Annotated in this window: 8 protein-coding genes; 7 read left to right on the top strand and 1 reads right to left on the bottom strand. The window is 68.8% G+C overall.

What is annotated here, in order from left to right; all coding sequences use genetic code 11:
* The first annotated feature begins 10 nt into the window (after window positions 1–10).
* The 6 genes from AB4851_RS25610 to AB4851_RS25635 all read left to right on the top strand — a co-directional run bounded on the left by AB4851_RS25610 (window position 11) and on the right by AB4851_RS25635 (window position 8,619).
* On the top strand, window positions 11–1,759 hold the full coding sequence (locus AB4851_RS25610) for an ABC transporter permease (protein ID WP_414449319.1): 1,749 nt from the start codon (window positions 11–13) through the stop codon (window positions 1,757–1,759).
* 24 nt (window positions 1,760–1,783) lie between these two features.
* A complete protein-coding gene (locus AB4851_RS25615) occupies window positions 1,784–3,133 on the top strand; it encodes an AAA-associated domain-containing protein (protein WP_414449320.1) in 1,350 nt (449 codons plus the stop codon).
* Window positions 3,134–3,330: 197 nt separating this feature from the next.
* A complete protein-coding gene (locus AB4851_RS25620) occupies window positions 3,331–4,995 on the top strand; it encodes an ABC transporter substrate-binding protein (protein ID WP_414449321.1) in 1,665 nt (554 codons plus the stop codon).
* Between the two features lie 2 nt (window positions 4,996–4,997).
* Window positions 4,998–5,927, top strand: a complete 930-nt coding sequence (locus AB4851_RS25625) for an ABC transporter permease (protein ID WP_414449322.1) — start codon at window positions 4,998–5,000, stop codon at window positions 5,925–5,927.
* Window positions 5,924–6,817, top strand: coding sequence for an ABC transporter permease (locus tag AB4851_RS25630; RefSeq protein WP_414449323.1), 894 nt, complete (start codon window positions 5,924–5,926; stop codon window positions 6,815–6,817). Before AB4851_RS25625 ends, AB4851_RS25630 begins: the two co-directional genes overlap by 4 nt.
* Window positions 6,817–8,619 (top strand): ATP-binding cassette domain-containing protein, encoded by a 1,803-nt coding sequence (locus AB4851_RS25635; protein WP_414449324.1) that lies wholly within the window; start codon window positions 6,817–6,819, stop codon window positions 8,617–8,619. The genes AB4851_RS25630 and AB4851_RS25635 overlap by 1 nt, the downstream gene beginning before the upstream one ends.
* 36 nt (window positions 8,620–8,655) lie before the next feature.
* Here AB4851_RS25635 and AB4851_RS25640 read toward each other — a convergent pair whose 3' ends face one another.
* A complete protein-coding gene (locus AB4851_RS25640) occupies window positions 8,656–9,120 on the bottom strand; it encodes an MEKHLA domain-containing protein (RefSeq protein ID WP_414449325.1) in 465 nt (154 codons plus the stop codon).
* Window positions 9,121–9,580: 460 nt separating this feature from the next.
* On the opposite strand from AB4851_RS25640, the gene AB4851_RS25645 reads away from it, so the two are divergent.
* A complete protein-coding gene (locus AB4851_RS25645; RefSeq protein WP_414451945.1) occupies window positions 9,581–12,883 on the top strand; it encodes an autotransporter outer membrane beta-barrel domain-containing protein in 3,303 nt (1,100 codons plus the stop codon).
* Window positions 12,884–12,913: the final 30 nt, after the last annotated feature.

Here is a 12,913-nt window from a genome sequence, read left to right on the forward strand (position 1 = left end):
GAGGTTATCGATGAATCTGAAATTCGGCATCAACCTGACGGCCAACCCGTCCGTGTCCCGCGTGCTGCCCAATCGCTGGGACCTGCTGGCCTTTCCGCTCATCATCGGCATACTGGCGATGGCCGCCATCGGCTTTCACCAGACGCTCGCGCCGATCTCGACGCTGAAAACCGAGGCCATCTCGCTCGACCCCTCGCATCTGCCCGAATACGCGATGCGCACCACGCTGCGCATGCTCGCGGCGATGTTCGCCTCGCTCGTGTTCACGCTGACCTACGGCACGCTGGCCGCGAAAAGCCGGCGCGCCGAGAAGGTGCTGGTGCCGATCCTCGACATCCTGCAATCGGTGCCCGTGCTCGGCTACATCTCGTTTACGGTCACCTTCTTCCTGGCGCTGTTCCCCGGGCGCGTGATCGGCGCGGAGCTGGCGGCGATCTTCGCGATCTTCACCAGCCAGGCCTGGAACATGACGTTCAGCTTCTATCAGTCGATGCGCTCGGTGCCGCGCGATCTGTCGGAAGTGTCGCGCAGCTTCCAGCTCACCGGCTGGCAACGCTTCTGGAAGCTCGAAGTGCCGTTCGCGGTGCCGGGCCTGATCTGGAACATGATGATGTCGATGTCGGGCGGCTGGTTCTTCGTGGTGGCCTCGGAGGCGATCACGGTGGGCGACAGCACCATCACGCTGCCGGGCATCGGCGCGTATCTCTCGCAGGCGATCGCCACGAAAAGCCTGGGCGCGGTGGGCTGGGTGATCCTGACCATGACGGTGGTGATCCTCGCCTACGACCAACTGCTGTTCCGCCCGCTGGTGGCCTGGGCCGACAAGTTCCGCATGGAGAACACCGCCTCGGCCGACGCGCCGCAATCCTGGCTGCTCGACATGGTGCGCCGCACGCGGCTGATTCACCGGATGCTCGCGCCGGCCGGCTCGATGCTGGCCGCCACCGCCCGCATGCGCCTGCGGATCCTGCCGCGCCGCCAGGCCGCCGCGCCGTCCGCCGCGCGCAAGGCCACGCTGGCCGGCGACATCGTGTTCGCCACGGTGATGGGCGCGCTCGCACTGTATGCGGTGGTGCGCGTGGTGGCCTACATGCGCACCGGCGTCACGCTCGACGAGGTCGGCCACGTGTTCGGCCTGGGGCTGATCACGCTGCTGCGCGTGGTGCTGCTGATCGCGATCTCGTCGGTGATCTGGGTGCCGCTCGGCGTGCTGATCGGCCTGCGCCCGGCGCTGGCCGAGAAGATCCAGCCGCTCGCGCAGTTCCTGGCCGCGTTCCCGGCCAACCTGCTGTTCCCGATCTTCGTGATCTTCATCGTGCACTTCCACCTGAACGTCGACATCTGGCTGTCGCCGCTGATCGTGCTCGGCACGCAGTGGTACATCCTGTTCAACGTGATCGCCGGCACCACCGCCTACCCGAACGACTACAAGGAAGTGGCGAAGAACTTCCGGATTCGCGGCTGGCAATGGTGGCGCGGCGCGATGCTGCCCGGCATCTTCCCGTACTACATCACCGGCGCGATCACGGCCTCGGGCGGCGCGTGGAACGCCAGCATCGTGTCCGAATACGTGCAGTGGGGCGACACCAAGCTGGCCGCGCACGGCCTGGGCGCGTACATCGCGCAGACCACCGCGGCGGGCGACTTCCCGAAGATCATTCTCGGCATCGTCGTGATGTCGCTGTTCGTGACGCTGTTCAACCGCGTCCTCTGGCGCCCGCTGTATGCGTACGCCGAATCCAAACTCCGCCTCGATTAACCCGGTTACCAAGGAGACCTCATCATGAATACGGACATCCTGAGCGCCGACCGCACGGCAGCGGCCGCCACCACGAACGGCGCGTCGGCCCATGGCGCCGAGGTGCTGCGCATCGACAACGTGCGCCGCGGCTTCGACAAGTCGCAGGGCGAGCAACTCGTGCTCGACGGCGTGAACCTCTCGCTGCGCGAGGGCGAGATCGTCGGCCTGCTGGGCCGTTCCGGCTCCGGCAAATCCACCTTGCTGCGCATCATCGCCGGCCTGATCGAGCCGAGCAGCGGCGACGTCAGCTACATGGGCAAGCCGCTGCGCGGCCCCGCGCAGGGCTGTGCGATGGTGTTCCAGACCTTCGCGCTGTTCCCGTGGCTCACCGTGCTGCAGAACGTGGAAGCGGGCCTCGAAGCGCTCGGCGTGGACGCGAGCGAGCGCCGCCGCCGTTCGCTGGCCGCGATCGACCTGATCGGCCTCGACGGCTTCGAGAACGCCTACCCGCGCGAGTTGTCGGGCGGCATGCGCCAGCGCGTCGGCTTCGCCCGCGCGCTGGTGGTGGACCCGACGCTGCTGCTGATGGACGAGCCGTTCTCGGCGCTCGACGTGCTGACCGCCGAAACGCTGCGCACCGACCTGCTCGACCTGTGGACGCAAGGCCGCATGCCGATCAAATCGGTGCTGATCGTCACGCACAACATCGAGGAAGCGGTGTTCATGTGCGACCGCATCCTGGTGCTGTCGTCGAACCCGGGCCGCGTGGTGGCCGAGATCCAGGTGCCGTTCAAGCACCCGCGCAACCGGCTGGACCCGGTGTTCCGCAAGCTGGTGGACGACATCTACGCGAAGATGACCACCCGCAACCTGGGCGAGACCGCGCGCGACGAATGGCAACTGGGCAGCTGGCTGCCGCACGTGTCGACCAACCTGATGGCCGGGCTGATCGAGACGGTGGCCGCCGCGCCGTACAACGGCCGCGCCGACATGCCGGAAATCGCGCGTTCGCTGCACCTGCATATTGATGACCTGTTCCCGATCGCCGAAGTGCTCCAGCATCTGGCGTTCGCCGACGTGCGCGACGGCGACGTGCAACTGACGCCGGCCGGCCGCATCTTCGCCGACTACGGCACGCAGGAGCGCAAGACGCTGTTCGCCGATCACCTGCTGCGCCATGTGCCGCTGGCGGCGCGGATTCGCACGGTGCTCAACGAGCGCCCCGGCCATCGCGCGCCGCGCGTGCGCTTCGAGCAGGAACTGGGCGATTTCCTGCCCGACGAAACCGCCGAGGAAACGCTCGACGCGCTGATCGCCTGGGGCCGTTACGGCGAGGTGTTCTCGTACAACGACCAGACCGGCATCTTCAGCCTGGCCGACGTGGAGAGCTGATCGGCGCGCGCGCCGCCTTCGTTCCATTGCTGCGATGGTTCGAAGCGGCGCCGCCCATATCGTTAGCAGCAATGCTTCGTTGTCCCCCGCAGGCAGTCGAAATTAGGCTGTCTCGTTCTGTTCGGGGATCACGCTGCATGAATCGCTTTGCATCAACATCGACTGACCGGCCGACGACGCACGCGTCGCGGGCCACCTTGCTTGGCGCACTCGCCGCAGTGGCCGCATTCACGCTGGCCGGCTGCGAAAAATCGGAGCCGGCGGGCGCGGGCAACGGCTCGGCCTCCGCCTCTGCTTCTGCCGCGCAAGCGGCGCTGAAACCGCAAGCGGGCGGCACGCTCACCTGGGGCGTGACCACCGAGCCGGCCTGTTTCGACCCGCACCGCGCATCGCAGCAGAACGCGTTCTGGGTGATCCGCAACGTATTCGATTCGCTGATCGACAAGCGCGCCGACGGCAGCTATGCGCCGTGGCTCGCGAAATCTTGGAGCGTGTCGGACGACGGCAAGGTCTACACGTTCAACCTGCGCGACGACGTGCACTTCACCGACGGCACGCCGTTCGACGCCAGCGCCGTCAGGGCCAACTTCGACTACATCCTCGCCAACGTGGCGACCACCTCGGCCTCGTCGTCGCTGCTGGTGCACTTCGATCATGCGGAAGTGGTGTCGCCGAGCGTGGTGAAGCTGGTCATGAAGCAGCCCGATTCGACCACGCTCGAATCGCTGTCGAGCGTGAAGCTCGGCTTCATCTCGCCGAAGGCGCTCAAATCGGCCGCCGACCTGTGCGCGGGCGGCCCGCCGCTGGTGGGCACCGGCCCGTTCGTGTTCAGCGCGTATCAGCGCGGCCAGTCGGCCACGTTCACGCGCAACCCCGATTACCAGTGGGCATCGGGGCGCGCCCAGCATCAGGGGCCGGCCTATCTCGACCGCGTGGTGTACCGCTTCCTGCCCGAGGCCGCGGTGCGCACCGGCGCGCTCAGTTCGGGCCAGGTCGACATGATCGAGGGCGTGCAGCCCACCGACGCACCGGTGTTCGAGGGCGTGGACGGCTTCGGCTATTACACGGGGCCGTCGGCCACCACCTCGTTCACGCTGAACGTCAACTACACGATCGCGCCCGCCGACGACGTGCGCGTGCGCCGCGCGCTGCGCGACGGCTTCGATCTCGACGCGATCGTGAAGAGCGTCTACCTGGGCACGGTGCGACGCGCGTGGTCGAACATCGGCCCCGACAACCCCGACACCAATGCCGCGCTGAAGGGCACCTGGGGCAACGACGTGAAGGGCGCGAACGCGCTGCTCGACGCGGCGGGCTGGACCGCACGCGATGCGGAAGGCTTCCGCACCAAGGACGGCAAGCGCCTGAGCATCGAGGTCGGCTATCCGCAACCCTACGTGCGCGACAGCCGCGACGTGCTGATCCGCGCGATCCAGTCGGCGCTGCGCCAGAACCTCGGCTTCGACCTGAAGCTGCACATCACCACCGCCGGCGATTTCGCGAACCAGAAGGCCAGCGGCGTCTGGTACATCTACCCGAACACCGACAACCCGTCGGACGTGGCGATGGAGCTGTGGGACATGCTCGGCGATCACGGCTTCCTGTACAACGCGATTCCGAAGTCGGACCCGGAGATCACCGGCGCGATCAACCGCGCGCGACAACTGCCGGTGGGCGACGAACGGCGCAAGCTGCTGGCCGACATCCAGCATCGCGCGGTGGATCAGGCGTATATCGTGCCGCTGTTCGCGCCGGCCTATCACATCGCGGCGAAATCGACGGTGCACGGCATCGGCTTCGAGCCGGAACTCGACGGACCGAACAGCGCCTACGAGCTCTGGATCGATCGCAAGGAGCACTGATCATGTTGCGCCAGATCGCGACCCGCTTCGGCACCGGGCTGCTGGTGCTGTGGCTGGCGGCCAGCGCCGCGTTCGTGACGATCCATGCGCTGCCGGGCCGCATCGAGGACATCCTGGCCGGCGACCTGACCTATCCGGGCCTGCGCGACGCGATCGCCGCGCAGTGGGGGTTGAACCACAGCCTGCCGTATCAGTACGGGCAGTTCCTGTTGCGGCTCGCGCACGGCGACCTCGGCACCTCGTTCGTGATGCAGCAGCCGGTGGCCTCGGTGCTGGTCAGCCAGCTGTGGCCGACCGTGCAACTGGCCGGCTCGGCTGGCTTGCTGGCGCTGCTGCTCGCGCTCGGCGCGGCGACCGTCACGGCGGGCGCGCAGGACCGGCGCGGCGAATGGCTGCGCCGCTCGGCGTCGGTGGTGGAGCTGGGCTTCACGTCGATGCCGGTGTTCTGGCTCGGCATGCTGCTGCTGATCGCGTTCTCGTTCCATTTCCGCTGGTTCCCGGTGTCGGGCGGCGGCGGCTGGCGTTCGTTGGTGCTGCCGGCCGTCACGCTCGCGCTGCCGACCGCCGGGGTGCTGTCGCAGGTCATGCGCGAGGCGCTCGATTCGGCGTACGAACGGCCGTTCGTGACCACCGTGCGGGCGCGCGGCGTGTCGGCGTTCGGGCTGCGCGTGCGGCACCTGCTGCGGCACGCGCTGCTGCCGGTGGTGACGCTCGGCGGCTGGCTGATCGGCGGCCTGCTCGGCGGCGCGGTGATCACCGAGAAGATGTTCGGGCGGCCGGGCCTCGGCAGCATCACGCTCGATGCGGTGACCTCGCAGGACGTGCCGGTGGTGCTGGCCGTGGTGCTGCTGGCCGCGTTCGTTCATGTCGCGATCTCGACGCTGCTCGATGTCGCTTATCTGTTCATCGATCCGAGGCTGCGCAAGTCATGAGCGATCTGTCCGCCTTGTCCACCGCCGCGCCCGACGCGGCGCTCGCCGTTCCCGTCGCCACCGCCGCGCGCGCTGCGCGCCGGCCGTGGCGTTGGCCGCTTTCGGTGCTGCTGTCGGTGGCGTTTCTGGTGCTGCTGGCCGTGGCGCTGGCGTTTCCGCATGCGTTCACGCGCTACGACCCGCTCGTCAGCGACGTGGCGCACGCCTTGCAGCCGCCCGGCGCGGAGCACGTGTTCGGTACCGACCGGATCGGCCGCGACGTGCTCGCGCGGGTGATCTACGGCGCGCGCTATTCGCTCGTGATCGGCCTGGCCAGCATGGGCGTGAGCCTGCTGATCGGGTTGGTGGTGGGTCTGACCGCCGGGCTCGGGCCGCGCGCGCTCGACGAGGGCGCGTCGCGCATCTTCGACGTGCTGTCCGCGTTTCCGCCGATTTTGCTGTCGCTGTTCGTGGTGTCGTTCGCCGGGCAGGGGATCGTCAATATCGCGGTGGCGGTCGGGATCGCCGGCATTCCCAAATTCGGCCGCGTGCTGCGTGCGCAGACGCTCGGCGTGCGCCGCGCCGATTACGTCACGCATGCGCCGGCCTACGGCTATTCGCGCACGCGGGTGTTTTTCCGGCATCTGCTGCCGAACGTGCTGGCGGCGATCCCCGTGATCGCGACCATCGACATCGGCAGCGCGATCCTGGCCGTATCCGCACTCAGCTTCCTCGGCCTCGGGCCGCAACCGCCCACGCCCGAATGGGGCGTGATGCTGGCCGAAGGGCGCGACGTGCTGCGTGTCGCGTGGTGGCCGAGCGTGTTCCCCGGCGCGGCGATCACGCTGACGGTGATGGCGTTCACGGTGATCGGCAAGGTGTTGTCGCGTCGTCATGGAGGGCGTGCCTGATGAACGCACGATCGAAATTCCCTGGCGGCGTGCCGCCGTTGGATGGACAACCCGGCCAACCCGGGCGAACGCTGGTGGACGTGCGGGGCCTGTCGATCGGCTTCGCGCACGCGGCCGGCGCCGCGCCGCTGGTGCGCGGCGTGGACCTGACGATCCGTGCCGGCGAATGCGTCGCACTGGTCGGCGAATCGGGCTCGGGCAAGAGCCTGACCGCGCGCAGCCTGATCGGGCTGGCCGGCGCGGGCGCGCGGGTCAGCGCCGAGCGCTTCGAGATCGACGGGCGGCCCGCGCTCGATTGGCGCGAGAAGGATTGGCGCACCGTGCGCGGCGCGTTCGCCGGGCTGGTGATGCAGGACGCGCTGGTGTCGCTCGATCCGTTGCGCACCATCGGTGCCGAGATCGGCGAGGCGGTGGCGCGCCACGGTGCGGCGCGCTCGCGGCGCGAGCGGATCGCGCGCGTGCACGAGACCATGGCGGCCGTCGGCATTCCCGAGCCGCAACGGCGCGCGGCGCAGTACGCGCATGAACTGTCGGGTGGCCTGCGCCAGCGCGCGTTGATCGCCTCGGCGATCGCCGCCGCGCCGCCGCTCGTGATCGCCGACGAGCCCACCACCGCGCTCGACGTGACGGTGCAGGCGCAGGTGCTGGCCGTGCTCGCCGAGCGCTTGCGCACCGGCATCGGCCTGTTGCTGATCAGCCATGACCTGGCCGTGGTGGAGGGCATTGCCGACCGTGTGCTCGTCATGCATCGCGGCGAGGTGGTCGACAGCGGGCCGACCCGCAGCGTGCTGGCGCGGCCCGCGCATCGCTATACGCGGCAGTTGCTGGCCGCGCAGCCGGATGGCCGTTCGCGCGGGCACCGGCTTGCCACCGCGCGGCTGGCCGATGATCAGGAACCCGAAGCGGAACACGAACACGACGCGGCGCAAGCGGGCGATGTCGCATTGCGCACCGTGCGCGAACCGCTGCCCGCGCGGCGCGCGCCCGGCGACGCCGTGGTGCTGCGCGTGGACGGTATCGGCAAGGTGTATCCGCAGCGCGGCGGCGCGCCGTTCGTCGCACTCGACGACGTGTCGTTCTCGGTGCGGCGCGGCGAGGTGCTCGGCATCGTCGGCGAATCGGGCTCGGGCAAGAGCACCACCGCGAATATCGTGCTGGGCCTGCTCGCGCCGAGCGCCGGCGAAGTCGAATTCCTCGGCCGGCGCTGGAACGGCGCGGGCGCCCGCGAGCGGGAGCGCCGCGAGACGCGGCCCCGGCTGCGCTATATCCCGCAGGACCCGCTCGGCTCGTTCGATCCGCGTCATACCGTGCGCGAGCTGCTCGACGACGGCCTGTACGCCGCGCGGCTGCCGAAGCTCGAGCATGCGGCGCGCGCGATCGCGCTGCTGGAGCGCGTGGGCCTCGATGGCAGCTATCTCGACCGGCGGCCCGTATCGCTGTCGGGCGGCCAGCGTCAGCGCATCGCCATCGCGCGCGCGGTGGCGGCCGAGCCGGCGCTGATCGTGTGCGACGAGCCGGTGTCGGCGCTCGATGTCTACGTGCAGGCGCAGGTGCTCGATCTGCTCGGCGAATTGCAGGCGTCGCTGGGCGTGTCGCTGATTTTCATCTCGCACGATCTCGACGTGATCCGCCATGTCAGCGATCGCGTGCTCGTGATGAAGGACGGCAAGGTGGTCGAGGCCGGCGAGGCGCAGGCCGTGCTCGATGCGCCGCGCGCGGATTACACGCGGCAGTTGCTGGCCGCGTCGCCGGGGCGGCGGCGCGGGCAGGGGGCGGAGCGGGAGGTGCGGGTTGCGGCCTGAAGCGGCCTGACGCGGTGGCCGTTCAGCGCGGTTGTGTCAGAGGTCGCGCGTGCGCGGGATGACGACGGCCTGGCCGTGCAGCGTGCCGTGCGCGTCGATCAGTTGCCACAGCGTGGCTTCCTCGATCATGAAGCGTTCGCCCGATTTCATGATCCGCACGCCCTGATAGCCGGCTTCGTAGCCGAGCCGCTGCACACGTTCGAGGAATTGCTGCCGCTCCTCGCGGTTCGGCGCTTCGGCCGACAGCCGCGACGGCAGCCGGGTGATCTCGTCCCAGTCGTAACCGAAGCGCTGCTGCGCGGCCTTGTTGCCGTAGATGAACACCGGGTCGGCGGCGGTGTTGTGCGCGAGCACCGCGAACGGCGCGTGCTCGTAGAGCCATTCGGTGGCTTCGGCGGGCGAGAGGGTGTCGCCGTGCGGCACGAGCGGTTTGCCGAGCAGGCGGGCGTGGCTGTCGGCGAGGAGGCGGTAGAAGTCGGGTTGGCTGTGGAGAGGCGGCATGGGGCTGCGTGGACGGAATCGGGTTTGGGAGCATACCCGAAGCGCCGCGGCGATGCTGGCCTTCGAGGCCGCCGAAATGCCTCCGGTTTTATCGGTCCAATCAATCGAAATGCCCGTTCGGTTGATTCGATTGGAAATCATCTGATTTAAATAAATCACCGCTTCCTTATTGCCGAATATCAAAACCATCAGGCAAAAATTGCATGCCCCTATTTTGAATTCCCGATCAGCCCCCTCTCGGGAAACCCACGCCGCAAGCATGTTCATGCCGCATCGCACCATCTCCCCATTCAAGCATTTCGCATTGCAAATTTATTGACGATGTTAAACAAGCGATCCTTGCGTTTATTTCGGATCGGGTGCTATAACCCGATTCACGTGCCGGTTTGCAGCAATGACGTCATCAATAAATGCGAGCGGAGCAATGAAAAAAACGTCGAGGAATCTGGGTTGGGGCAGCATGGCGATCCTGACCGGCACCTTGCCGGTGGGCGCCTATGCGGCATGCTCGGCCACGGCACCGGCCAGCGGCGCGGCGGTCACGTGCAGCGGCGCGAACGTGCCGTCGGTGGTGGCCGTGCCGGGCAGCACCGGCGTGTCGATCGGCCTCGATTCGACCTCGACCGGCAACTACGTGTTGAGCGCCACGCCCACGCCGTTTTCCGTCGATACCGCCAGCACGATCACCAACAACGGCACGCTGTCGATGTCGGGCAACGGCACGGGCGTCGCCAACCGCGGCGCGATGCTGATCGGCGTGAACAGCGGCAACACCATCACCAATGGCGCAACCGGCGCGATTTCGACGACGGGCGCCTATAACGACGGCATCGCCGCGAACGGCAACGGCAACACGCTGGTCAATCAAGGCACGATCGCCACCACCGGCAACAACGCCTACGGCATGACGGCGGCGTGGGGGCAGAGCAATGCCGGCGCGTCGGGCAACACGCTCGTCAATACCGGCACCGTCACCACCTCGGGCAACAACGCGCGCGCGGCGTCGCTGCTGGGCGGCAACGGCACGATCGACAACAGCGGCACGCTCACCACCAACGGCCGCGACGCGCCGGCCGCCTATATGCAGGGCAACAACGACACGCTGATCAACCGCGGCACGATCCAGACCACCGGCACCGCCACCAGCGGCGGCAGCGTCGACGCGGTGGTGTCGAACACGCTCGGCAGCTCGTTTACGGCGACCATCACCAATCAGGCCGGCGGCCGGATCATCAGCAACAACGGCATCGGCGTGCGCTCGACCAACGGCAACACCACGATCACCAACGCGGGGTTGATCCAGGGCGGCGGCGGCACCGCGATTCGCGGCGGCAACGGCAATGTCACGCTGATCCTGCAGACCGGCTCGCAGATCATCGGCACGGCCGACGGCGGCGCGGGTTCGAACACGGTGACCTTGCAGGGCAGCGGCACCGCGGCGAACGCGTTCACGAATTTCCAGAGCCTGACGATGGCGGGCGACGCCTGGAACTGGGCCGGCACCGGCACGTTCTCGAGCGCGCTGGTGCAAAGCGGCACGCTGAACCTGACCGGCACGCTCGGCACCACCACGGCCACGGTGGCGGCCACCGTCAACGCGGGCGCGACCTTGCAGGCCAACGCGGCGAACCTGCCGCTGGCCGTCACCGACAACGGGCTGGTGCGCTTCCAGCAGGATGCGGCCGGCAGCTACACGGGCACGATCGGCGGCGCGGGCGCGGTGGAGAAGAGCGGGGCGGGCATGCTGACGCTCGCGCCCGCCACCCTCGGCGGCAACGCCTACGCGGGCGGCACGACCCTCACGCAGGGCACGCTGGCGGTGGCGGCCGACAACGCGCTCGGCGCATCGTCGGGAAGCCTGGCGTTCAACGGCGGCACGCTGCAATTCGGCAGCGCGTTCGATCTGTCGCCGGGCCGCGCGCTGTCGATCACGGCGAACAACGGCACGATCGACACACAGGGCTTCCGGTCGACGATCGCCCAGAACATCACCGGCGCGGGCAGCCTGACCAAGCTCGGCAGCGGCACGCTGGCGCTGAACGGTGCCAGCAGCTATGCGGGCGGCACGAACGTGAATGCGGGGGCGCTGCTGGTCGGCGATGCGGCCCACCCGGGCGCGGCGCTGTCCGGCAACGGGCTGGTGGCGGTGGCGCCGGGCGCGACGCTCGGCGGCTACGGCAGCGTGACGGGCAACGTGACCAACACCGGCACGATCGCGGTGGCCAACGCGTTCGCGGGCCTCGCGAGCGGGGCCACCGGCAACCTGCAGATCATCGGACACCTGACCAATGCCGGCCTGATCCAGCTTGGCGGCCCCGGCGTGGGCAACACGCTGACGGTGGCGGGCGACTATATCGGGCAGAACGCCGCCATCGCGATGAATACGTACCTGGGCGGCGACGGCGCGGCATCCGACAAGTTGATCGTCGCCGGGGTGGAGGCGACCGGCACCACCACGCTGAAGGTGACCAACGTGGGCGGCCCCGGCGCGCAGACGCTCGGCGACGGCATCCAGGTGGTGCAGGCCAACAACGCCGCCGCGACGGCGGACGGCGCGTTCACGCTGGCGGGCGGCACGGTCAGCGCGGGCGCCTACGCGTACTTTCTCGCCAAGGGCGGGCCTGCCAGCGGCGCCAGCCAGAGTTGGTATCTGCGCAATTCGGTTCCGCCCCAGCCGCAGCCGGCCGTCGTCATGCCGGGGCAACCCGCGCCGCCGCCCGCCACGCAGGCCATTACACCGGCGGCCGGCACGCCCGAGGCGATCGTCGAGGCCGTCGCCGACGCCGCGCCGGGCAGCGCCCCCGAGCCGATCTACCGGATGGCGGTGCCGCTGTATTCGGAAGCGCCGGCCGTTGCGCGGCAACTGGGCCAGCAACAGATCGATACCTTCCACGATCGCCTGGGCGGGCAGGACCTGCTGTCGGAGCACGGCCCGGTGCCGGCCGCCTGGGCACGCGTGTGGGGCGGCTACAGCAACATGCGGCAGCAGGGCGATGCGAGCCCGTCGTTCGACGGCACCGTCTGGGGCATGCAGGTCGGGCAGGAACTGTATGCGGACCAAAGCCCGAGCGGGCATCGCAACCATTACGGCTTCTTCCTCGGCTTCTCGCGCGCGGTGGGCGATGTTGACGGCTTCGCGCTCGCGCAGCGCGATCTGGGCGTGGGCACGTTGCAGGTGAACGCCTACGATCTCGGCGGCTACTGGACCCACATCGGCCCGGGCGGCTGGTACACCGACGCCGTGCTGATGGGCAGCGCGTTGACCGTGCGCACCCACGCGAACGACAACCTGAACGGCTCGACCAACGGCAACGCGTTTACCGGCTCGCTGGAGGCCGGGCTGCCGATCGCGCTCGGCTACGGGCTGACGCTCGAACCGCAGGCGCAACTGGTCTGGCAATGGCTGTCGCTCGATCGCTTCGACGACGGCGTGTCGAGCGTGAACTGGAACAACGGCAACACCTTCCTCGGCCGGATCGGCGCGCGCCTGCAATGGGCGTTCGACGCGCACGGCGTGAGCTGGAAGCCCTACGTGCGCGTGAGCCTGCTGCGTTCGTTCGGCGCCGACGACCAGACCACCTTCGGCGGCGCGACCACGCTCGGCACGCAGGTCGGCCAGACCGCCGGGCAGATCGGCGCCGGATTGATCGCACAACTGAGCAAGCGCGGCAGCGTGTACGCCACGCTCGCTTATCTGACGAACCTCGGCGGCGAACACCAGCGCACCATCACGGGCAATGCCGGGGTGCGCTGGGCGTGGTGAACGGCGGCCAGCCGCGACGGTTCTCCCGCC

The sequence above is a fragment of the Burkholderia sp. 22PA0099 genome (assembly GCF_047497165.1).
Taxonomy (GTDB): domain Bacteria; phylum Pseudomonadota; class Gammaproteobacteria; order Burkholderiales; family Burkholderiaceae; genus Burkholderia.